Source organism: Vibrio porteresiae DSM 19223, assembly GCF_024347055.1.
Lineage (GTDB): Bacteria > Pseudomonadota > Gammaproteobacteria > Enterobacterales > Vibrionaceae > Vibrio > Vibrio porteresiae.
Genome location: NZ_AP024896.1, coordinates 1,729,313 through 1,750,739, shown reverse-complemented (window position 1 = coordinate 1,750,739; position 21,427 = coordinate 1,729,313). Strand labels below are relative to the sequence as shown.

At 44.9% G+C, this 21,427-nt stretch carries 21 protein-coding genes; 12 read left to right on the top strand and 9 right to left on the bottom strand.

Features of this window, described 5'->3' with window-relative positions; genetic code table 11:
• Positions 1 to 206 precede the first annotated feature (206 nt).
• Positions 207 to 530 carry a DUF1820 family protein gene (locus tag OCV11_RS24455; RefSeq protein ID WP_068716288.1) on the top strand — a complete coding sequence of 108 codons (324 nt, stop codon included), beginning with the start codon at positions 207 to 209 and terminating at the stop codon, positions 528 to 530.
• On the opposite strand, the gene OCV11_RS24450 is transcribed toward OCV11_RS24455, so the two are convergent.
• From OCV11_RS24450 to OCV11_RS24440, 3 genes are read right to left on the bottom strand one after another with little or no spacing between them, the layout of a single operon-like run.
• Positions 527 to 862 carry an aminotransferase-like domain-containing protein gene (locus tag OCV11_RS24450; RefSeq protein ID WP_261897053.1) on the bottom strand — a complete coding sequence of 112 codons (336 nt, stop codon included), beginning with the start codon at positions 860 to 862 and terminating at the stop codon, positions 527 to 529. The genes OCV11_RS24455 and OCV11_RS24450 overlap by 4 nt on opposite strands.
• A 15-nt stretch (positions 863 to 877) precedes the next feature.
• The gene (locus tag OCV11_RS24445; protein ID WP_261897052.1) at positions 878 to 1,330 is read right to left on the bottom strand and encodes a DMT family transporter; all 453 of its coding nucleotides are present in this window, start codon (positions 1,328 to 1,330) and stop codon (positions 878 to 880) included.
• Between the two features lie 5 nt (positions 1,331 to 1,335).
• Positions 1,336 to 1,770: a DMT family transporter gene (locus OCV11_RS24440; protein WP_261897051.1), complete on the bottom strand. Its 435-nt coding sequence runs from the start codon at positions 1,768 to 1,770 to the stop codon at positions 1,336 to 1,338.
• Positions 1,771 to 1,868: 98 nt separating this feature from the next.
• On the opposite strand from OCV11_RS24440, the gene OCV11_RS24435 reads away from it, so the two are divergent.
• The 3 genes from OCV11_RS24435 to OCV11_RS24425 all read left to right on the top strand — a co-directional run bounded on the left by OCV11_RS24435 (position 1,869) and on the right by OCV11_RS24425 (position 5,314).
• On the top strand, positions 1,869 to 2,804 hold the full coding sequence (locus tag OCV11_RS24435) for a LysR family transcriptional regulator (protein ID WP_261897050.1): 936 nt from the start codon (positions 1,869 to 1,871) through the stop codon (positions 2,802 to 2,804).
• 189 nt (positions 2,805 to 2,993) lie between these two features.
• Positions 2,994 to 4,130: a 5-methyltetrahydropteroyltriglutamate--homocysteine S-methyltransferase gene (locus tag OCV11_RS24430; RefSeq protein ID WP_261897049.1), complete on the top strand. Its 1,137-nt coding sequence runs from the start codon at positions 2,994 to 2,996 to the stop codon at positions 4,128 to 4,130.
• A gap of 206 nt (positions 4,131 to 4,336) precedes the next feature.
• Entirely contained in the window at positions 4,337 to 5,314 is a 978-nt protein-coding gene (locus OCV11_RS24425) for a DMT family transporter (RefSeq protein ID WP_261897048.1), read from the top strand.
• A gap of 144 nt (positions 5,315 to 5,458) precedes the next feature.
• Here the strand turns inward: OCV11_RS24425 and OCV11_RS24420 are convergent, their stop codons facing one another.
• Both OCV11_RS24420 and OCV11_RS24415 read right to left on the bottom strand, forming a co-directional pair.
• Entirely contained in the window at positions 5,459 to 5,932 is a 474-nt protein-coding gene (locus OCV11_RS24420; RefSeq protein WP_261897047.1) for a YbaK/EbsC family protein, read from the bottom strand.
• Positions 5,933 to 5,989: 57 nt separating this feature from the next.
• Positions 5,990 to 7,429, bottom strand: a complete 1,440-nt coding sequence (locus tag OCV11_RS24415) for an amidohydrolase family protein (protein WP_261897046.1) — start codon at positions 7,427 to 7,429, stop codon at positions 5,990 to 5,992.
• Between the two features lie 559 nt (positions 7,430 to 7,988).
• Between OCV11_RS24415 and OCV11_RS24410 the strand changes: the two genes are divergently transcribed.
• Entirely contained in the window at positions 7,989 to 8,678 is a 690-nt protein-coding gene (locus OCV11_RS24410; RefSeq protein WP_261897045.1) for a PEP-CTERM sorting domain-containing protein, read from the top strand.
• A gap of 65 nt (positions 8,679 to 8,743) precedes the next feature.
• On the opposite strand, the gene OCV11_RS24405 is transcribed toward OCV11_RS24410, so the two are convergent.
• Complete coding sequence (locus tag OCV11_RS24405; RefSeq protein ID WP_261897044.1) at positions 8,744 to 9,613, bottom strand: NAD(P)-dependent oxidoreductase; 870 nt, start codon at positions 9,611 to 9,613, stop codon at positions 8,744 to 8,746.
• A 234-nt stretch (positions 9,614 to 9,847) separates the two neighbouring features.
• On the opposite strand from OCV11_RS24405, the gene OCV11_RS24400 reads away from it, so the two are divergent.
• Positions 9,848 to 11,200: an aminotransferase-like domain-containing protein gene (locus OCV11_RS24400; protein ID WP_261897043.1), complete on the top strand. Its 1,353-nt coding sequence runs from the start codon at positions 9,848 to 9,850 to the stop codon at positions 11,198 to 11,200.
• A 56-nt stretch (positions 11,201 to 11,256) separates the two neighbouring features.
• On the opposite strand, the gene OCV11_RS24395 is transcribed toward OCV11_RS24400, so the two are convergent.
• Entirely contained in the window at positions 11,257 to 11,988 is a 732-nt protein-coding gene (locus OCV11_RS24395) for an NADPH-dependent F420 reductase (protein ID WP_261897993.1), read from the bottom strand.
• A gap of 35 nt (positions 11,989 to 12,023) precedes the next feature.
• Between OCV11_RS24395 and OCV11_RS24390 the strand changes: the two genes are divergently transcribed.
• Entirely contained in the window at positions 12,024 to 12,932 is a 909-nt protein-coding gene (locus tag OCV11_RS24390; RefSeq protein WP_261897042.1) for a LysR family transcriptional regulator, read from the top strand.
• A gap of 14 nt (positions 12,933 to 12,946) precedes the next feature.
• On the opposite strand, the gene OCV11_RS24385 is transcribed toward OCV11_RS24390, so the two are convergent.
• Positions 12,947 to 13,717 carry a peptidyl-tRNA hydrolase gene (locus OCV11_RS24385; RefSeq protein ID WP_261897041.1) on the bottom strand — a complete coding sequence of 257 codons (771 nt, stop codon included), beginning with the start codon at positions 13,715 to 13,717 and terminating at the stop codon, positions 12,947 to 12,949.
• A 288-nt stretch (positions 13,718 to 14,005) separates the two neighbouring features.
• On the opposite strand from OCV11_RS24385, the gene OCV11_RS24380 reads away from it, so the two are divergent.
• The 5 genes from OCV11_RS24380 to OCV11_RS24360 all read left to right on the top strand — a co-directional run bounded on the left by OCV11_RS24380 (position 14,006) and on the right by OCV11_RS24360 (position 19,735).
• On the top strand, positions 14,006 to 15,568 hold the full coding sequence (locus OCV11_RS24380) for a DEAD/DEAH box helicase (RefSeq protein ID WP_261897040.1): 1,563 nt from the start codon (positions 14,006 to 14,008) through the stop codon (positions 15,566 to 15,568).
• 350 nt (positions 15,569 to 15,918) lie between these two features.
• Positions 15,919 to 16,944, top strand: a complete 1,026-nt coding sequence (locus tag OCV11_RS24375) for a FecCD family ABC transporter permease (RefSeq protein WP_261897039.1) — start codon at positions 15,919 to 15,921, stop codon at positions 16,942 to 16,944.
• 3 nt (positions 16,945 to 16,947) lie between these two features.
• Positions 16,948 to 17,739, top strand: a complete 792-nt coding sequence (locus tag OCV11_RS24370; RefSeq protein ID WP_261897038.1) for an ABC transporter ATP-binding protein — start codon at positions 16,948 to 16,950, stop codon at positions 17,737 to 17,739.
• A 32-nt stretch (positions 17,740 to 17,771) separates the two neighbouring features.
• On the top strand, positions 17,772 to 18,830 hold the full coding sequence (locus OCV11_RS24365) for an ABC transporter substrate-binding protein (protein ID WP_261897037.1): 1,059 nt from the start codon (positions 17,772 to 17,774) through the stop codon (positions 18,828 to 18,830).
• A gap of 149 nt (positions 18,831 to 18,979) precedes the next feature.
• On the top strand, positions 18,980 to 19,735 hold the full coding sequence (locus OCV11_RS24360; RefSeq protein WP_261897036.1) for a prephenate dehydratase domain-containing protein: 756 nt from the start codon (positions 18,980 to 18,982) through the stop codon (positions 19,733 to 19,735).
• 108 nt (positions 19,736 to 19,843) lie between these two features.
• Here OCV11_RS24360 and OCV11_RS24355 read toward each other — a convergent pair whose 3' ends face one another.
• Positions 19,844 to 21,367 (bottom strand): carbohydrate porin, encoded by a 1,524-nt coding sequence (locus OCV11_RS24355; protein WP_261897035.1) that lies wholly within the window; start codon positions 21,365 to 21,367, stop codon positions 19,844 to 19,846.
• Between the last annotated feature and the right edge of the window lie 60 nt (positions 21,368 to 21,427).

Sequence of the window (21,427 nt, the reverse complement as noted above, 5' to 3'; positions counted from 1 at the left end):
GCCCATGGTACGGATCAAATCGAAAGTTGCAATCACTATTTTTATTCCAGTTAGTTATGGCTAAGAAGCGCTTGAAAAATAGCCTCAGCTCCCATATATCAATCGATAGACGCTTATATGCATATTAAGACCAAAGTATTGAGAACCTTGGTAGCGATTAAATATTCAACATTATTCTTATTGTTGAGTCGGTGTAGGAGCGAGTTATGAGTGCAAAGAATCCTCTGTATAAAGTCTCTTTTATTCAAGCTGGTCAAAGGTATGAAGTGTACGTCCATGAAGTAGTGACCAGTAGCTTGTTTGGTTTTATCGAACTGGGTGATTTTGTGTGGGACAATCACACCACCATAGTCGTCGACCCAAGTCATGAACGGCTAAAAAACGAGTTTGCGAAAGTGGAACGAACCTATATCCCATTGCACAGTGTGCTGCGTATCGATCAAGTGGCAGAACAAGGCTCGGCAAAAATTGTTGATCTTGGTGATAAAGTGACACAATTCCCCAGCCCAATTTACACCCCATCTCGTTAAGCGTGATTGAACTGCGCCTTAATCAGCGAAGACAACATTTTGATCGCTCGAATGCGCGGTTCAGTCAGTTCAAATGAGGTATTGATGCGAAAGCAGTGACGGAACTCTTCCATGGAGGAAAACATTTTCCCTGGCGCGATGGTGATCATCTTAGCTAACGCATCGTGATAGAGCTTGAGCGTATCGACTTGCTTGGGCAGTTCAACCCAAACAAAGTAGCCGCCAGCGTTGACGTGAATTAGCACATCACTGGGGAAATGCTGCTGCAGGCATTTTACAGTTTGCTGCTTATGCAGATGCAGTTTGCGTCGCAACTGGGGCTTTTTTGCCATTAACGTTATACCAGGTCAATCCATGGTCTTTTTATTGCTGGAATGAATAAAGTAGAGTGCGGCTCCTAAGCACGCGATTGCTGCCAAGCGTGTGGTTGAAAATGGAATACTTTCGTTTCCTAACCAACCGAAATTATCGATCAACATACTCATCGCAAGCTGGCCAAAAATAACAGCGACGGTCGCAACGGCTGTGCCAATCCGTTGTACGGCGAGTACCATAATCAAGATATAAGGGACACCACATAGCGCGCCAAGTAGTTGCCATTTAGGCACATCAAGTAACGTTAAAGCGTGTTTTGGCTCAAAGAAGAAAATGAGTAAGGCGGTGACGATGGCTCCAACCGAAAAGGTTAAGAAAGCACTGCGAAAAACGCCAACTTTACTTCCTAATTGGCCATTGCAGGCAGCTTGAATACTCAGAACAGCGCCGCCAATAATGGCTAATAAAATCATAATTAATGTCATGATGCTTACCCCTTAGCCATCAAAATGAGTGCAGCAATAATAAATAGCAGAGCAATAATGCGCTTTTTATCAACTTCGCGGTGCGGTACGCCAAACCAACCATAGTGGTCGATGAGCAGACTTTTAAAAATTTGTCCTGCCAAAATGCCTACCATGGTGAGCGCGATACCAATACTTGGGGTCGAAAAGGTCAAAATAACAACATAAATTGGACCGAGAACACCACCGATTAATGTCCAACTCGGTTGTGAAAAAAATGAGGGACTGTTGCGAGGGCTGAAAAACAACATTAACAGAAAAGTAAGGGCCGCTCCGACACCAAAAATACTAAAGGTTGCCCACAAACCACCGACTGCCGCACCTAGTGGTCCCAGTAAACCAGCTTCAACCGACAAGCTCATTCCCCCGAGTATCACCAGTAAAATCAATAATAATTGCATGTTTTGTCCACTCCAAAATTGAAGTGGGGGAGAGTACAGTAAGGCACAGTGTTAAAAAACGGTATAATTTAGCAATCACTTTTGCAGGATTTGCACAAATGCAGGATATCAGTGCGGTGAATGTCCGCTCATTGCAGTTTTTTATTGGTGTGTTTGATTCACAGAGCTTTTCGATTGTTGCTCGACGTGAAGGGGTCTCTGCGTCCATGGTGTCGAGAATCATCAAGCAACTGGAAGATTCACTAGGCCAGCAGCTTTTCTACCGAAACACTCGTGCGGTTATTCCTACTGAGGCGGGAAGGTTATTCGCTGGTTATGCGCGTAATGTATTACAGCAATTGGACGAAGCACAGAAGGAGTTGCTTGAACGCCAAGAAGAGCCGACCGGTTTAGTGCGAATTAATGCTCCGGTTTATTTTGGGCAGAAACACATTGCGCCTTGGCTCTTTGGATTGACCGAACGATATCCGAATTTAACGATAGAGTTGCTTCAAACGGATGATTTTATTGATCCACATAAAGATGCAGCGGATGTTCTTTTTCGAATCGGGACCTTAGTCGATTCTTCCTTTCATGCCCGCATTTTTGGCATGCAGAAGTATTACCTAGCGGCTGCACCAAGTTACGTCAAAAAGTACGGTATTCCGACAACGCCAGCAGAACTAAAAAGGCACAAGAGCTTGGTTTATAAAGGCTCTTCTGGACAAAATCGTTGGTTGTTTCGTCAAATGGGAGAAGAGTGGCTACAGTCTGAAGTGACCTCTTTACTTACCTCCAATAATGCACAAACCATAGTGAGTTGTGCCTTGCAAGGCATGGGAATAGTCTTGTTCCCGGATTGGTTGATTGGCGAATATTTGCAATCTGGGCAATTGGTTCGTTTGTTACCTGACTATCAAGCGGCATCGAATATGGAACCGCAACATATTGCGGCTATCTATCCTTATGCTCGTCATCCTTCGATCAATATACGAGCTGTGATTGATTACTTTGTTGAAGTCTATGGTGATCCTCTCTATTGGAACGTGGAATAGTAATGAGACGGCTGTTTTTATAACCATATAATATATTTAATTTTTATTGTTAATTAGAAAATAATCTGCATGTTGAATTTGAATTTTCTTCATGATCAACATGAGAAAAATTGGATTAACAGCCATCTAGCCATCCATTAAGATGGTCTCATAATCACAGGATAACTATAAATACACGAGGTAACTTTCATGGCAATTCGCCCTCCTTTCCGTTCAGATGTTGTAGGTAGCTACTTACGTCCAGACTATTTACATCAAGCTCGTGCTGATTTTAAAGCGGGTAAGATTTCTCAAGGTGATCTGACCGAGGTGGAAAACCGTGCGATTACTGAGTTAGTTGAACAGCAAAAAGCGGCTGGCCTAAAAGTGATCACTGACGGTGAATTTCGCCGTGGTTTCTGGCATATCGATTTTCTAGAAAACCTAAATGGTATTGAAGGTTACGTACCAGACCAAGGTTACAACCAAAAATTCCATGGTAAAGCAGCGCCTTCATACAACATCCGTGTGATTGACCGAGTTTCTTTCAATGCAGATCACCCATTCCTTGGTCACTTCGATTTTCTGAAAAAAGTGGCAGAAACCGACGACTCGTTTGTCGCGAAAGCAACGATTCCAGCGCCAACCATGATTTTGCGTCAAGAAGTACTGGCTAACAACGATACGTCTAAACTGCTTGAAGTTTACCCAAACCTTGATGATTTCTATGCCGATTTGGCGAAAGCTTATCGCGACGCGGTACAAGCATTCTATGCTGCGGGCTGTCGTTACCTTCAATTCGATGACACAAACTGGGCATTTTTGGCTGACGCAAACAAACGTGCCGAATTGAAAGAAAAAGGCATCGACGTTAACGACATCGCCAAAGTGTGTTCAGATATCATCAATGGTGCACTCGAAGGTAAGCCAGAAGATATGGTAGTGACCACTCACATTTGTCGTGGTAACCATGCTTCTTCATGGTTGTTCTCAGGTGGTTATGAGCCAGTGGCTGAACAGTTGTTTGCGACTAACTATGACGGCTATTTCCTAGAGTACGACAACGATCGTGCAGGAGATTTTGCACCGCTACGTCACTGGGCAAATAACGGTAGCCGCATTGTGCTTGGCCTAGTAACTTCTAAATTTGCTGACCTTGAAGATAAAGACCTCATTAAAGCGCGTATTCAAGAAGCTCAAGAATATGTGCCGCTAGAAAACCTATGCTTAAGTCCTCAATGTGGTTTTGCATCAACAGAAGAAGGCAACAAACTGACTGTTGAAGCACAGTGGGCAAAAATTCGTTTGATCAATGACATCGTTGCAGACGTTTGGCCACAAGCATAAGCTAGCGTTTCTATACCCAGATAAATTCACTATAAAAAGCGTTTCTGACATTTTCCACGGCTGATTACCCTCCCATTGGTAATCAGCCGTTTTTTATTGTCCAAATGTTACCGAATATTAAATATTGAAATAATTGCATATCATGTCGTGGTATGATCGTGCTCGTTCTGGTTCGTAGGCGAACATCTAGGGAGGGAAGATCAAAAATGGAAAGCTCGAAGCATAACTTTATGATTGGTTTGATGTTAAGTTCCACAACAGCATTGTTTTGGGGAATGATCCCTATTGCGTTGAAGCTCTCTAGTGGATTTGCCGACCCTGTGACCTTGACTTGGGCTCGCTTTACTTTTGCCGCCATTGTGGTGTTTTTGTGGCAATGGCAACATCATAAACTCTATGAATTTCGGTCACTGAATCGTAATGAGTGGTTTCGTCTTTTTGGCTCTGGTCTGTTTCTCATCATTAACTATACGTTTTTTGCTTGGGGGGTAACCTATTTACGCCCTGAGGTGGCTCAGTTGGCGATGCAAGTGTCGCCTATTTTTATGGCTCTGGGTGGCTACCTCTTTTTGAAAGAGCGGATTTCTGTGCCTCAAATAGTCTGCTTTGGTTTACTGATTGTTGGATTGCTGATCTTTTTCCATCCGGTGTTAATGGGCACATATGATGGGGATATGCATACTCTCATTACGGGTGTTGTGATTATTTTTATCTCGGCGTTCAGTTGGTGTATTTATGCTCTGATGCAAAAAACGCTCTTTCATAAATTGAGCTCTTCCAACATCTTGCTGATGATTTACTTGTTTGCCATGGTCACGATGGCGCCATTTTCTACTCCCAGCAAGCTAATGACGATGAGCGGTGATGATACTTGGATTATGTTGTTCTGCTGTATCAACACGATTGTTGCCTATGGTGCATTTACCCAAGCACTGCGTTATTGGCAAACGGTGCAGGTAAGTGCTGTTATCGCCATGGTTCCTGTGGTGGTGTTTGTGCTCACTGAACTATGTGTACTGTTTGGCTTGTGGTCGAATATTATCAGTGAATCTCACCTCGATTGGATGAGTTACCTTGGCATGATTCTGGTGGTCATGGCTGCAGTGAGTGTCCAAATCGTCAGTGCCCGAGCCGGTCATAAGAAAAAGGCCAAAGCCAAAACCGTCGAAGCTCACGCGATGTAAATGCGCTATTTAGTCGAGGAAATTAGTTAAAAAGGCAGACATGGTTCTGCCTTTTACTTAGAGTGACTTTATTCAATAAGTTAGATGTTGTCTCTGGGATAAACCACAAAGCATACCTAACCCAGGGCTGACTGCTTGGTTGCGCTATGCTTCGACTGGCTCTTTCGCGACATCAACCCATTCGGCGGTGCAAATCTCCGCTAGGCGTTTCGGGGAAATTTTGACTCCTGAGTTAGCGTTTCCGCCAGCAGGTAGAACGATGTCGTAGGCTTTTAAACTCTCATCACAGAATACGGCGACACCCGCTTGTGTCGTGAAAGGGCAGACTCCACCGGGAAAGAACCCCGTCAATGGCTCGACCTCTTCTCCTTTAAGCATGCGAGGTTTTAAACCAAACAAACGCTTAAATTTACCATTATGAATTTTAGCATCCCCAGCCATGACAATAAGCGCTACCCCTTGCTCTAAATGCACCGATAAGGTTTTAGCAATCTGTCCTGGCTCGACGCCAAAGGCCAGAGCGGCATCGGCAACGGTTGCTGTGCTTTCTGCTAACTCGGTGACTTTTATCTCTGGTGCTCGCTCAGCCAGAAACGATTTCACCTGCTCAACGCTCATAGGTTCTCCTTAACTTTATTTGAAGTGAGCTTAATTATGTTCACTATTGCTGCGGCATTAATCCATAACACTTTTCGACTGAATCGCCTTTTTAGCCAATTCTTGGGCAAATATACGGATGTCATTTTCGATAGCGATCGTTTTGGTGCGAATCTCATCTTCATCGATATTGGTGAGTTTTCGGTTGGCCATGACGATCTTGCCATTAACAATGGTGTACTCGACGTTCGAAGGATTGGCTTGATACACCAAGGTAGCATAGGGGTTGTAGTTTGGCATCATGTTCATCGAATGGGTTTCCACCACAATGACATCGGCCTTTTTCCCTGGTTCTAACGAGCCGATTTGATCTTCCATGTGCAGTGCTTTGGCGCCACCTATTGTCGCCATTTCAATAACTTGGCGAGGAATCATAATGGTTCGGTCGTGATAGCGTAGCCGCTGCATATTGGCGGCATAACTTAGAGTGCGCCATAAGTCTACTTGGTTGGAACTCATTGGTCCATCGGTGCCTAAACCAATCCGAATATGTTGTTTAAGCATATCCCAAGCAGGGGCAATGCCCGTTGCCCCTTTGGCGTTGGCCATCGGATTGTAAGCCACACCCGCATCAGCTTGCTGGATGAGTTTGAGGTCGTCTTCTGAAAAATTGACGCCATGAGCCAGCACCATATGCTTATCTAATACGCCCAATTTATACAGATAATCGACAGGGGATTTTGCCGCTAAACCGTCTTCCAAACGCTGCTCTTCATGGGGGAATTCTGCGGCATGAATTAACGTTGGCACATTGTATTTGACGGATAATTCATGGATACGTTGTAACTCTTTACTACCAACTGTGTAAGCGGCATGAGGGGCGAAAGCAGGCGTAATGAGTGGGTCGTGCAGGTAGGTTTTTACAAAATTTTCACCATATTCAAGGCCACCATAGGGGGTAGGTGCATCAACTACCGGATACTTAATCACTGTTTCGCCGAGTACAGCTCGCAGCCCGACTTGTTTAGTGGCTTGAGCCATTTCATCCATGTGGTAATACATATCTGCATAAGTCGTTACTCCGCCTAAAGCGAGTTCGCTAGCGCCTAGTAGGGTGGCATTATGAATTAAAGTTCGGTTTAACTTCTCTTTTTCTAGAGGGAAAAAATAGGCGAACAGCCGATTTTCAATCCCTTCTTCACCTAAACCACGAAAAGCAATCATGGGTAAGTGGTTATGGGTATTCACCATGCCAGGTAGAACAATACCGTTCTTGGCGTTAATGACTTTACTTGCTGAGTATTGCTTTGCTAAAGAAGCATCACCAACGGCGATAATGGTGTCACCATTAATCACCACAACCCCTTGTGGATAAACATGATGTTCTTTATCCATAGTGAGCACTTGTCCATTAGTCACCATTAAGTCGACATGAGTTGTTTTTGGCGCGGTCGAAGTGCAGCCCGTAGCGATGAGCAATACACTTAAATTGATCCCAGTGAAATGCGTTCCTTGCATGAAGATATTCTCCTAATTATCTGATTAGTGGAGTTTATCAGAATTATTCATTCGTTTGATTTGGATTTCAGATTGCTGATTTATCTGTCAGATAATTTTACATCTGCAGTAATAACTTTAGCGCTGAATAAGACCATCTTCATAGAGATTAACTTGATGATTATTAGCTATTTTTAACCTTAGTTCTATCGTCTCTTAGTATTTCAAGTCTTATCGTTCTGACAAGTTTTTATACTGTTCTTGTGCGAATTTGTCTGAAAACTTTACACCATATCTATCGGGAGTGTTAAACGATGGTCATATTGCGTTAAGGTTCAAATGCCATAGGGATTAGTCTGGTTTTCGACTCGGGGGCAAGTTATTCATCTATTAGGTGTGATTTTGTCGGCGGTTTGGATGGGATATCTATGAGAGAGCAATATTACGAGTGTCTGATTTTTTTACAGTTATAGAGAAACTGTAAAAGACAGTGCTAAAATTTCAATAAATACATATGGTTAATTGTTGGCACACTTTTGGCATATTTGAAAGCTCCTTACTTGTATAGCAGGCAATATGAATGGTTAAGTTAGTCGTACTACTGTTGTTAACTTTAGTCTCACCATTTACTAGTGCAACGTTTATCTCTGATGTGCATAGCAACAACAGCGAGAAAAAAGCACTGGATTTAGACAGTTATTTCTCCACGGGTGCTGAAGAGGGCATCATTGGTTCGGATATCGGTTGGTCTTGGGTTTCTGTCTCAGGCAATCGTGATAATTTTTATGATTACTATAGTTTCACTAATACAGTGGAAGGCAGTAACTGGTGGTTTGATGTCGACAATTCGTTTGATTCGACATTGACACTCTACAGCGTTAGTGGTGCTTTGATTTGGTCCGGCATTTATGTCGATGATGGCTGTTATGACTTTGATTCATCAGCTGTGAGCTGTGCCTCTCCGGGCGCTGATGATGATAGCTTTTTGCTGGAAGAGTTCGGCGTTAGCCTTAGCGTGGGTGATTACATCCTAGTGTTGGGTTCATTTGCGCGTAACTTTTACGCCAACTTGATCGCTTACGGTCATATCGACAACTCCTTTGTACTGAATGTCAGTACCGATGCCATTGGTGTAACGACGACGTCATCATCTGATTTGACGACGGTGACGACCACAAATGTCCCAGAGCCATCATCATTATTGATATTGGGTCTAGGTTTGTTAGCGCTGCGTTTTGTTCGTCCTTTTAAGACAAGTAAAAAGGCGTAAGGCCAAAAAACAACAAAGCGGTGACCATTGGTCGCCGCTTTATTCTTTGTCTTATTGGATAAGTGTTATTGGTAGGATTTAATCAGTACTGATGTATCCATACGACCAAGACCTTTTTCTTGGAGCTGAGCATAACGCTGATCCACCTCTTCTGTCATTGGCAGAGTCAGTCCGTTACGTTTGGCTTCGTCAAGACAAATGCCGAGATCTTTACGCATCCAATCAATGGCAAAACCAAAATCGAATTTGTCTTGCGCCATAGTGACGGCGCGGTTTTCCATTTGCCATGAACCCGCCGCGCCCAATTTAAGCACATCTTTCACTTGCTCGATGTTGAGATCGGCTTTTTGCGCAAGAAGCAGAGCTTCGCTAAGACCTTGTAAAACACCGGCAATACAAATTTGGTTCACCATTTTACAACGTTGGCCTTGGCCATTAACGCCCATTAGAGTGACTTGTTTGGCATAACTGTTCATTACTGGTAGCGCTTGTTCAAATGTGTTTTGTTCACCGCCACACATCACGGTTAATACGCCATTAACAGCGCCCGCTTGACCACCGGATACCGGGGCATCAATGAAATGCACACCTTTTTCATGACAGGCTTTGGCAAGCTCTTCAGCTAGCTCTGCTGAAGTGGTGGTATGGTCGATGAGAATCGAGCCTGCCTCCATTGCAGCTAAGACCCCTTCTTCCCCATACACAACGCTACGCACGTCGTTATCGTTACCGACACACATAGCAACGACTTGAGCGCCTTGGGCTGCCGCAAAAGGCGTTACATGGTAAGAGCCTGAATACTCTTGTTCCCATTGTTCTGCTTTGGCTGACGTACGGTTATACACTTGGGTATGAAATCCAGCTTTAGACAAATGACCAGCCATTGGGTAACCCATTACTCCAAGACCAATAAATGCGACGTTGTGTATAGTCATGTGTGTATTCCTTTATTGAATTGACTTAATTAACCTATGTCAATTTGAGGTTTCTTACCAATAATGGATTGAAAATGCAGAATAAAACCATCAAATTGTGTGGTTAGCGTGCTATTACGATATTCCTGTTGATTGACATATGTCAATAATAAAAATTGATTATTTCAATTTGGCGTTTTTGCTCATACACTAGGAAGCAAAAGAACACCTTAAAGAGTTATTGGAGTAGGCGCTGTGAGCGAGACCAAGTACAGACAAATCGCGCGAGTCATCGAGCAACGTATTGATAATGGCCACTATCCAGTTGATACCAAGCTGCCCACCCATCGCCAATTGGCTTTGGAGTTAGACACCACGCCTGCCACCGTCGCAAAAGCGTATCAACTGCTGACCGAAAAGCAGCGAATCGCATCTCATGTTGGTCGTGGCACGTTTGTGTGCTCAACGGGTTCTCTTAGCGATGTGATTCATCCTACCGAGGAGGACGGCAGTTATAACCTCTCGATCTTGCAGCCTTGCTTACATTACAACGTTGCTCCCTTAAGCCGTGCATTTCAACAGGCCACACAGACGTTGCCACTAGATTTGATGGGATACACTGAACATTCAGGTTTGGCTCGCCATCGTATGGCGGGCGTGGCTTGGGCTAAGCAATATGGTTTAGTTGGCGGCTGTGCGGAAAATACCTTGTTGGTCGATGGCGCTCAACACGGCTTATCGCTTTTGATTCATGCCCTAACTAAACCTGGCGATACAATTGCAGTGGAAGAGGTGACTTATCCGGGAATCATGGCGATAGCCAAACTTGCGGATCGTCATGTGGTGGGGCTTCCGATGGATCAGCAAGGCGTGACTGTCTCTGGACTAACAGAGGTGGTTGATCAGTATAAACCGAGCTTAGTTGTCATTGTTCCATCGCATCAAAATCCGACAGGAATTACTATGCCGGTAGAGCGTCGCGAGCAAATCGCACAGGTTATCGCTCGCCACAAAGTGTGGTTAGTTGAAGATGACATTTATGGCTTTTTAAATGAAGAACCGATCCCAGCAATCACCAACTTTGTTCCAGAGTATGGTTTCCATATCACCAGCTTATCGAAGGCGATCAGCCCTGCACTGCGCTGTGGTTTTGTTAAAGTGCCGAGCAGTCAACTTGCTCATATCGAAGCACATATTCGCACTAATATTTGGCTTTCATCACCGATCAATTACGCAGCATCCTCCTTATTGATCGAATCAGGCGAAGCCTTTGCACTGGCGCAAAAACAAAAAGAGATCGCCCAAAAACGCCAACGTATCGCACACGATATTTTGCCAACGGCAGAAGCGGCGACTTCGTCTGTTTCTCAAGGTTATCACTTGTGGTTACCGTTACCGCAAGGGTGGCAACAAGACCGATTTGTGATGGAAGCAAAAAGTCGCGATGTGCTGATCAGCAGCGGGAGCTATTTCCATGCGCAAGAGTCACGTGATCATCATGTGCGTTTGTCTCTGATGGCAGTCGCTACCGAAGAGGGATTAAAGAAAAGCTTAACGATTTTGGCCGAGCTACTGGCAAAACCCGCAGAGACGGTCTTTCCTTTTTAAAAAAACAACCAAGGCCCAATCGGGCCTTGGTTGTTTTTGCATGATGAGCATCAGGTTTAGCGAGATAACCATGCAGGGATGATTTGTGTTCCTTTGCCAAGCATGTATCCAAAGTGAATGTTCATGTAAGCCAATGGTTCAAGGTAGCGTGCGTTGGTCAATGCGCCAGCATCTACCGCATCAAACCCAGCTTCGTTAGCTAAAGTGAGTACCGCTTGTTTGGCACTTTCATTGTCGCCAGCGATAAAGGTTTGTGCTTTACGACCTTCAAATTCCAAACCTTGTTCATATACTTGAGCAAACACGGTATTGAACCCTTTCAAAACAGAGGCTTGTGGCAGTAGTTTTTGAATTTCTTCTGCTGCTGAGGTGTCAAAGCCAATGCTCAAACCGGAGAAATCGGCTTTCACTGGGTTAGTGACGTCGACCACCACTTTGTTAGTAAAGTCAGCCGCTTGTGCCAAAGAAGCAACTGCGTCATAAGGAGTGGCGATGAATACCACATCTGCGCCTTTAACCGCATCTGCGATACTTGCTGCTGTCACGTTGGCTTTCGCCAGTTTGTCTGCAACACCTTGAGCTGATGCTTGATGACGAGAGGCGATAGTGACGTTATAGGTTGTTTGACCAAAAGTAAGAGCTAGACCAGAACCGATGTTACCTGAACCAATGATTGCGATATTCATAATGTATTCTCCATTTTCTTGTTTATTTAGGTGCGATGTTGTTTCGCTGTGGTGACAGTATTGCTCTCGCTGCTTTTCAACACAATGGAGACTATGTAGAATGAATTTCTATATTTTGTTCTTAATTGGAGGTCGGGATGGATCTGGTTGATGGATTAAAAGCGTTCGTTATTACCGCGCAAACGGGGTCGTTTACCGATGCGGCCAATCGGTTAGGTATATCAAACCGCTTAACCTCCAAATACGTTGCCCAGCTAGAAGATAAAATTGGCGCTCGATTATTACAGCGCACGACTCGTCAGGTGGGATTAACCCCGCAAGGAGAAGAGTTGCTGGCGCGAGCTCCAGCACTATTGGCGGAATTAGATGATCTGTTAGGGTGTGTTTCAGAAGATGCGAAGGGATTGACTGGTCTATTGCGAATATCTGCTCCGGTTACCTTTGGCGAAATGTACATCAATGAGATGTTAAGTCGCTTTGCCGCACTGCATCCCAATCTTTCGATCGATTTGCGTTTAAGCGACACTCATGTGGATTTGGCGGCAGAGGGCGTCGATATCGCCTTTCGTATCGGTTCGCCCGATCTCAATACGCTCAAAGCGCGAAAACTGGGCTCAATCACCAGCGTGTTGATTGCAGGTCAGGACTATGTGGCACAATATGGCGAACCCCACACTCCAGAAGAGTTGGCAAACCATATCTGTATTCAAGATACCAATATGCGTGAAGCTAATCGCTGGGTATTTTGCAAAGATGGGAAGGAGTTTGTGTTCCATCCATCGCGAAACTTTACCGTCAATAATGCTCGGATTGCCAAAGATTGGGCTCAAAATGGGCTAGGTATTGCGCTTTGCCCAAGCTTTGTGTTGCAAAAATATCGCGATGGCGAAAATGGGAAATTGGTACGTCTGCTTCCTGACTACACAATGAAAACGTTCCCTCTTTGTGCGGTTTACCTTAACGGCAAGGTGATACCGAAGAAAGTTCGAACACTGATTGATTTCGCGGTCAAGGATTTCGAAAACAGCAACTTATCGGCATGTTAAGCGGATTAAGAAGACTAACCCAGCAAATTAAACGTCTTGTACTTGGTGAACTGATGAATCTTATCTGCGGCAATCGGTTCACTGCAAAGGCCAATTAATTGCTCTTGGTAATGGACTTCTTGAAAGCGAATACCTGAGGTGGCAAGCAATTGGCGTACTTCAAGAAACTTACCGACTTTTTTGGTGCCGACCACGGTTTTACCAAAAGAGGAGGTGATCCACTGGTATAGGGCGCTGTGCTTAGCTAAGGTCAGTTCACCATCGTTCATATCAGCAAGAATGATGGCAAGACTGGCTGAGGCAAGTGCGGCGATCAAATCATGGTCGGCAATAGCAAGTTCAGCGCAGGTTTTGCGATTAACAAAAAACGCTTGTTTGTATTCAATCAGCTCATCATTGAACGGGAGCCTATGCTCAGGAGTTAGCGCTTCGCCTAACAAAGGAGAATAGGCTACACAGGTTTTGGTTGGCTCTGAGAACAAGGTTTTGCCAGCATCAATGATCTCGATGAAATCGAGGTTTTCTTCTGGCAGTAACTCACTGGCACAAGGAACAATGTGCGGCAGCATTGCTTGCTGGTTCGCGAAGGCTAGGTGAGCTGCTGGCGTTAAAGAAAGTTGCACTTGGCCGTCATTTTCTGCGGTGATTGCCATTCTGGCTAACCAAGCAGCGCCGACCGCATGGGCAACTTGTGCGATGGCTTTGCCTAACGTCATGCCAATATCGTCAGCCAGATAAAGCACGAGTTCATCTTCTTGCCATTCTTCTTTCACTGTATTAACCATACTCACCTCTGCACACATTATTTGCCGATGGTAAGAGGTAACACATTCATATTCAAATTAAATTTTGCGCCTAGTTTGTCTGCGAATAGGGTACTGTAAAACCTTTTCTGATGAGATTATTAACAAGAGAACTTGGTGATTTAACAAAAGTGGGGGGACGTTTTTCCCTGTAGTGCTACAGATTTGTAATTAACGGTTGCGAGTACCGCGCGAAAGCCTCAGAATGTCGCACTTTTCGTACCGATAAAATAGGTGCGGCGTTTTTATTATAGTTAATCGAGAATCAATATGGGTTTTACCTCGCTAGGTCTTTCTGCTCCAATCCTTAAAGCAATTGAAGAAAAAGGATACACCACACCATCTCCAATTCAGGCGCAAGCCATTCCAGCAGTATTGGAGGGCAAAGATGTGATGGCAGCAGCACAGACTGGCACGGGTAAGACTGCAGGTTTTACGCTGCCGATCTTAGAGCGTTTGGCTGATGGCCCCAAAGTACGTGGTAATCAGGTTCGCGCTTTAATTCTCACCCCAACTCGTGAGCTTGCAGCTCAAGTGCAAGAGAGCGTATTCACTTATAGTCGTTACGTGCGTTTGAGTAGTGCAGTGGTGTTTGGTGGCGTAAAAATTAACCCGCAGATGCTGCGTTTAAGTAAAGGTGTGGATGTGCTGGTGGCAACTCCGGGGCGTTTGCTCGACCTTTATAACCAAAATGCAGTGAAATTCGATCAACTTGAAGTGTTGGTATTGGATGAAGCAGACCGTATGTTAGATATGGGCTTCATTCGCGATATTCGTAAAATTTTAGCTTTGCTACCAAAACAGCGCCAAAACCTACTTTTCTCTGCGACCTTCTCTGATGAAATTCGTGAGTTAGCAAAAGGCTTGGTCAACAATCCAATCGAAATTTCGGTGACTCCACCTAACTCAACGGCAAAAACCGTTGAACAGTGTATTTACACCACTGATGTGAAGAAAAAAGCACCATTGCTTGAACGATTGATTAAAGAGGGCGATTGGCGTCAGGTTCTAGTGTTTACTTCAACCAAACATGGTGCGAACCGTTTAGCAACGTTACTCAATGATGCCGGTATTACCGCGGCGGCAATTCATGGTAACAAAAGCCAAAGTGCACGTACCAGCGCACTAGCAAATTTCAAATCAGGTGAAGTTCGTGTATTGGTAGCAACCGATATTGCTGCCCGTGGTATCGATATTCCACAATTGCCTCAAGTGGTGAACTACGATTTACCAAAACAAGCAGAAGATTACGTGCACCGTATTGGCCGTACTGGTCGTGCGGGTGAAACGGGTAAGGCTATCTCATTAGTTGCAGCATTAGATGCCGATCATTTGTTCTCGATTGAACGTTTGATTCAACAGTTGTTGCCTCGTTACGAACTTAAAGGTTTAGAAGCCACCAACAAAGTCCCTGAAAAAGCATTGGATACTCGTCCAATCAAAGCGAATAAACCGAAAAAGCCGAAGAAGCCAAAAGTGGCCGGTGAAGGGATGGATAAACCTGCAAACTCTGGTGTGAAGAGAAATAAACCAGCACAGGGCAAAAAGCCGCAGTTTGCGAAAGAGAAAGCACAAGCGAACTCGTCTAAAGCAGGCTCTGCTAAGTCTGGCGCTGCTAAGTCTGGCGCTGCTAAATCGGATTCGTCTAAGTCCGGATCTTCTAAGCCACAATTTGCAAAATCAGACGCTTCTAAATCCAATAAGCGTCCTTCTGGTAATGGTAACCGTTCTGCAAATGGTAGCCGCTCAGCGAATGGTAATCGCCCAGCAAACGGAAGCGGTCAAAAGCCATCTGGGCAGAAGCGTCGTCCAGCGCCGAACAAAGCTCAGTAATACATTTTTAAATAGACTCGAAAGTTTTAAATAGACACACAAGCCCCAACTGATTCCGTTGGGGCTTTTTTTCTTCCGCTTTTATAAACACTCTCTGTATCACCGCATGAATGCCTGTTATTAAGCACGCTTATGGTTTTCTCTACCTATAACACATTGTTTTATAATAAATATCTATATGTAAATAATAGGGTTTATAGTTGCTCACTATCCTTGATGGTGCTAGTTTGGGCTGGTTATAGATATTTGTGCTAGGGAGATGAGCCGTCGGATTCTCCTTGGTGTTTCGCGTGGCTCTGGCGAATTTTGTGAAATCTTTTAGAGGCACGGTCTTCTAAAGGAATCACGAAATGATTGCCTCTTCTGCTTCTAAGCCGCAATTGACGTCGACCACGTGGTGGCGTGGTTACAGTGCATTGTCTCTCTTGGTCCTTCTCTCTATCGTCGTTGCGGTAATCTCCTTTCTTGTTGGGCGCTTTACGATTCCATTTTCACAGTTTTGGGCAGCATTGACTGGGCATGGTGTTGGGTCTTTGGTGTTACTTAAGGTGCGTTTGCCGAGAATAGCTGCTGGTATGGCAATTGGTGCGTCTTTGGCGGTTTCTGGCGCGACTTATCAAGGTATATTTCGTAACCCTATGGTTTCTCCTGCGATTTTGGGCGCAGCTTCAGGTGCTGGGCTTGGGGCCGCTTTTGCCATTTTGTGTTCGTTGAACTTTGTCATGGTGCAACTCATGGCGTTTGCCTTTGGTGTGGTAGCCGTGCTCATTACCTATTTTGTTGGTAATGCGGTCAGTCGTAATAACGATTCTTTACTGAGCTTGGTTTTAACTGGGATCGTCATTTCTGCGCTCGCATCGGCCATCATTTCACTGATTAAATATCTGGGTGACCCTGAAGAGAAGCTACCGGAGATCACCTTTTGGCTCATGGGCAGTCTTTCCTCCGCTAATTCGACCAATATGACATGGATGATTGCACCTTTAATCGTTGGTCTGCTGCCGATCATCCTGTTGCGTTGGCAGTTAAATTTGCTGTCACTTGGCGATGAAGAGGCATCAGCACTCGGCGTGAACGTGAAACGTACTCGAGTGGTATTGATTTTGGCCGCTACATTGCTCACTGCGGTGTCAGTTGCAGTGAGTGGCATTATTGGCTGGATCGGACTTTTGATCCCCCATCTGGCCCGTATGCTGGTGGGGCCGAATCATCGCGTTTTAATCCCTGCGAGCCTGTTTCTCGGTGGGTCTTACTTGATGATAGTTGACGATTTAGCCCGCTCTCTTCTGCCCATGGAGATACCGATAGGCATATTAACATCGTTAATTGGCGCTCCGTTTTTCCTCTATCTAATGGCTCGACGCAAAGGTTTATAAAACATGAATCCCATGATGACTCTTGAAGTAAATCACCTTTGCTGCGGCTACGCAGATAAAGTGATTGCCAGTGATATTTCATTTTCAGTGCAAAGTGGTGAAGTGCTGTGCATTCTTGGCCCAAATGGCGTAGGGAAATCGACACTGTTTAAATCGATGCTCAATTTGATTCCTAGCCTTGGTGGAGAGATTTGTATCAACGCAGAGTCGATTCATAGTTGGTCACGTAAACGCTTAGCCACTGTGCTCGGATATGTTCCTCAGGCGAGCTCGACTCCTTTCCCTTTTTCTGTACGAGAGATGGTGGCGATGGGGCGCACTGCGCATTTGGGGGCGTTTTCGTTTCCGAGTAAAGGTGATTGGCAGCAGGTTGATCAAGCTTTACATCGGCTAGGGATTGCTCAATTAGCCGAGCGCCGTTTTACAGAACTTTCAGGGGGAGAAAAGCAGATGGTGTTGATTGCCAGATCCATCGCGCAAGCTCCAGCCCTGCTGGCAATGGATGAACCCACAGCCAGCTTGGATTTTGGTAATCAAGTCGCAGTGCTGCGTCAAGTTCGTCAGCTGGCCACGGATGGATTTGGCATCATTATGATTACCCACTCCCCTGAACAAGCCTTTTTATGTGCCTCTAAGGTACTGTTATTTAGACGAAATAAACCCTGTTTGTTCGGCTCGGTTGAGGAGGTCGTAACCGAGGCTAACCTGCGTGATGCTTATGGCGTGGATGTTCAAATTCATCAAATCGGTGAGAGGGATGGACAACCGGTGCACTCCTGCACGCCTGTGGTATGACATTTTCTCGTTTTCAGTAAGGAATACTTCTCATGGCTTTTACAACAAAACTGCTCGCGACGTTGGCGAGTTTATCCATGCTTTCAACAGCGTATGCAGCTGATGTTCAAACGGTAACGGATGCCAGTGGTACGCAAGTGGTGGTTCCCTCGCAAATTAATGCGATTGGCGATGCATGGCCTGCACATCTTGAAGTGCTGGCCATGTTAGGGGCGGGGGATAAGGTCGTCTCTTACGTGAATGTGGATTCTCCGCAAAAACGCCCTTGGTTGGCGGTGGTAAACCCTCAAATGCATCACGCTTCACCTGCGTTTACGAAAACCGATGTAAACGTTGAGGAGATGCTGAAAGATAAACCGGATGTGGTTTTCTCTATCGTCACTCCGCGTATGCGCACTAAGCTTGAGGAGCTGAATGTGCCCAACGTGCAACTGACCTTCACGAATTTTGCTGAGTTGGAAAAAACCTTTGATCTAACGGCGCAAATTCTCGGTCCTCAAGCGCAGCAGCGTGCGGCGGATTTCAATGCCTATTTGGAAGAAAAGCTGCAAATGGTGCGCTCTTATAGCGATACGCTTTCTACACAACAAAAACCGCGGGTGCTTCATGTTGTGCAATTAAACCCATTAACGATCGACGGTGGTCATTCATTGATTGACGCATGGATTCAGGCTGCGGGCGGGGTGAATGTTGCGCAGGACGTTCATGGCAGCTTAAAAGTGACATCGAAAGAGCAGATGTTGGCATGGAACCCAGATGTGATTATTTTGGGCGGCAGTGCGATGCCAGATCCTGCTACGCGCGCCAGTGATTTAAAAGCATTAGAAAACGATCCTATGTGGTCGAGTGTTAACGCGGTAAAACATCACCAACTTTATATCAATCCTAATGGTGCGTTCCTGTGGGATCGCTATGGTGCTGAAACCGCGTTGCAAATTCAGTGGGCTGCAAAAACATTGCATCCAGAGCACTTTAAACAGCTGGATATCGCGAAAGAGACCAAAGCGTTCTACCACCGTTTTCTTAACTACGATCTCTCCGATACTCAAGTGAATGAAATTCTCCAAGATCTGCCGCCAAAAACGTTGTAACTTGGCGTTTATCTGATTAAGGTGAAGCCCCGAATTTTTCGGGGCTTATTTTTTGATTTTTATAACAAAAAGAGATGGCAGTACACCGAATATCTCTTACCTAAAACCGCTTTTAAATAACAGACAGACACCTTCAAAAAGGAAAAAGAATGGGAAGTTCCGTATCGAAACGCGCTGTATTCAGTGCCATGTTAATCGTGAGCAGTGCGCTCTCTACCAGTGTTTGGGCCGGCAGCGAGATTTATGTTCAAGCCTCTAAAGGCAGTTTCAATAACGAAGCGATCGATAAGCTATTTGAGCAAAGACCGCAACTGCAGCACGACACTATCTACGCTGGTACTCCACTGAATGTATTGAAATCGGCGAGCGAAAACCATGCGTTTGCATTTAGCGCTGTGGACAACACCACCATCAATGGCAAGCTTGTGCAGGCAACAGTGACGGCGTTTGAGCAATACAAGCCAACCGAAGTGACCGCTTATGTGACTATGCCAATTGAGATGTGCGTACTAATGAATAAACAAGATGTGCAGTCGCAAACGCCGATTACTCTGATTGCCTCTCATCCTGCAGCGTTGAAACAAATTGATCGTTGGAAGCAGAGCATCAAAGGGTTAGCGGAGCAAGAAATTCCAGCAGGCACTGCGGAAGCGGCACGCAAAGTCGCTCAAGGTGAGATGCCAAAAGGTACGGCAGCGATTGGTTCTTGCGCGCTGGCTTCTCTATATCCAACGCTTTCTGTGGTAAAAAAAGGTGTGCAGGATAATAAAAATAACGCGACGTCTTTTTTAATGATGAAAGTTGCGAAACGTGACAAGCCAATCAGTGAACAAGCTGCGCGTCATGAGCTTAATGCTGCCATCGCTCAAGGCAAAAAAGCGGATTTATTGCTGCTTAATAAGTAATCGCAACACTTAATTAGTAATCAAAGTACTTAATAAGTAACTAGAGTTCGCCAATAATAAAAAAGCAGCCAAGGTTGGCTGCTTTTTACTATCTAATAGATGACATAGTTAGCGCCACCAAATTTCAGCTTGAACCCCAAAACTCAATTGCTCGTTACTGTGGTTTGCAAAGTAATGGCCAGTAACTCCGTTTTCTGTGTTATCAATATAGGTAGTAAAGAAGCGGAACTCGGGGCGCGAACCTAACATACTGGTGTCGACTTTTATGGTGTGGAATGCCGTTATCTTATAAGCACTTTCATAGTAGTTGTCGCCGCTTTCCCGCACAGTTTGGTGGAAGTAACCTAGCTCAAAACCGGTTTGATTGAATTCACTCCATATGTACGCGGGGCGAACGACAAAGCGATAGGACAAGAGGTCGGTATTGGCTTTCTGCAGATCGTAGTTATAGATATCTTGCCCATAAGTCATGATCATGGCGTGGGCCACAATATATTGTTTATCTAGAAAGTAACGCTCACCTTGGGAAATAAAGCGTACTGCATCTCCATTGGTGTGCTTACCGAGGTAATCGTTTTGAATACCAAAATCTGGGTGGCTTTCTAAAATTAAACCAAAGCTTGAGGCAATTGAATTGGTGGCATATTGCAATTGGTATTGATGAAAACCACCTCCTTCATATTGATGATCTAAGATGCCAGTTAATACATACGCATCTTTGGGGGCTGCGTAAGTTCCAGCTCGAACTCGTTGCTTCACATCGGGCGTTTTATTAGTGAATTGGTACTTGGCTGTTAGTGCTAGGTGGTTTTGGGGGCTTAGCTCAATGTCATGCCAATTTAGATGAGCAGTATACGTATTTAAGCTGTCTTTTTGTGATGTGTTGCTGTCGTCTCGGTATTTTAAGTTGAAGTCTTCACGAAGGATTGCAACATCGAGCATCCCGTTATCTAACTGGATCTTATCAATACCGACACCCGCACCAGAGTTAACTCGGTAGCTCTTAAAATCGAGCATTTGTACGTCGGTTCCAGCTAAGTTATGACGACCAATCCATAGTTCGGATTCTGGCAGTACAGGGATGAAGTTTTTCGCGCGCACGTACATGTCGAGGAATTGAAAGTAATCATCGGTATTTTCTGGATTACCCACTACTTCACCGTTGTTCTCTAGGCCTGTATTACCATCGATCATGATGATGGCATCGACCCAGCGGTCTTCTTTTTCGTATGCGCGTTCGCTAAAGATTAGATCGTAAGCTCCGTTGTATTCATTACCCAGGCGACCTAGAGATCCTGGCGCGTAACGTTCTGGCCCACCTTTGTTCGAGCCTGCAATACCAGCACGAAAGTAGCCGCTGTAGTTGAAGGTGCTGTTGACATCTTCTCGTTTCTTTTGAACGGATTCCGTTGATGGTGGGAGGTCATAAGGTTTGTTTTCCGGCTTCGCGTTCAATTTGGCTTCAAGTTCTGCAAGGTGTGTTTGTGTTTGCAATAACTGAGTTTTGAGTTGTTCAAATTCCTCTTTCGATATGTCGCTCGGAGCGGAAAAAGCATAGTTAGACGCTGCTAATGAAGCAACTAAGCCTGCGGTAATCATTTTTTGCGTAATAATGTTCTGTTTGTAGGACACAGTGAGCTCTCCTTTGTAAACAAGGATTGATTAAAGTACGGGATGGTTGATCTGCAGACG

Coding starts and splice junctions, on each gene's coding strand:
- OCV11_RS24455 (WP_068716288.1), top strand. CDS start 207: ATGAGTGCAAAGAATCCTCTGTATAAAGTCTCTTTTATTCAAGCTGGT.
- OCV11_RS24450 (WP_261897053.1), bottom strand. CDS start 862: ATGGCAAAAAAGCCCCAGTTGCGACGCAAACTGCATCTGCATAAGCAG.
- OCV11_RS24445 (WP_261897052.1), bottom strand. CDS start 1,330: ATGACATTAATTATGATTTTATTAGCCATTATTGGCGGCGCTGTTCTG.
- OCV11_RS24440 (WP_261897051.1), bottom strand. CDS start 1,770: ATGCAATTATTATTGATTTTACTGGTGATACTCGGGGGAATGAGCTTG.
- OCV11_RS24435 (WP_261897050.1), top strand. CDS start 1,869: ATGCAGGATATCAGTGCGGTGAATGTCCGCTCATTGCAGTTTTTTATT.
- OCV11_RS24430 (WP_261897049.1), top strand. CDS start 2,994: ATGGCAATTCGCCCTCCTTTCCGTTCAGATGTTGTAGGTAGCTACTTA.
- OCV11_RS24425 (WP_261897048.1), top strand. CDS start 4,337: ATGGAAAGCTCGAAGCATAACTTTATGATTGGTTTGATGTTAAGTTCC.
- OCV11_RS24420 (WP_261897047.1), bottom strand. CDS start 5,932: ATGAGCGTTGAGCAGGTGAAATCGTTTCTGGCTGAGCGAGCACCAGAG.
- OCV11_RS24415 (WP_261897046.1), bottom strand. CDS start 7,429: ATGCAAGGAACGCATTTCACTGGGATCAATTTAAGTGTATTGCTCATC.
- OCV11_RS24410 (WP_261897045.1), top strand. CDS start 7,989: ATGGTTAAGTTAGTCGTACTACTGTTGTTAACTTTAGTCTCACCATTT.
- OCV11_RS24405 (WP_261897044.1), bottom strand. CDS start 9,613: ATGACTATACACAACGTCGCATTTATTGGTCTTGGAGTAATGGGTTAC.
- OCV11_RS24390 (WP_261897042.1), top strand. CDS start 12,024: ATGGATCTGGTTGATGGATTAAAAGCGTTCGTTATTACCGCGCAAACG.
- OCV11_RS24385 (WP_261897041.1), bottom strand. CDS start 13,717: ATGGTTAATACAGTGAAAGAAGAATGGCAAGAAGATGAACTCGTGCTT.
- OCV11_RS24380 (WP_261897040.1), top strand. CDS start 14,006: ATGGGTTTTACCTCGCTAGGTCTTTCTGCTCCAATCCTTAAAGCAATT.
- OCV11_RS24375 (WP_261897039.1), top strand. CDS start 15,919: ATGATTGCCTCTTCTGCTTCTAAGCCGCAATTGACGTCGACCACGTGG.
- OCV11_RS24370 (WP_261897038.1), top strand. CDS start 16,948: ATGAATCCCATGATGACTCTTGAAGTAAATCACCTTTGCTGCGGCTAC.
- OCV11_RS24365 (WP_261897037.1), top strand. CDS start 17,772: ATGGCTTTTACAACAAAACTGCTCGCGACGTTGGCGAGTTTATCCATG.
- OCV11_RS24360 (WP_261897036.1), top strand. CDS start 18,980: ATGGGAAGTTCCGTATCGAAACGCGCTGTATTCAGTGCCATGTTAATC.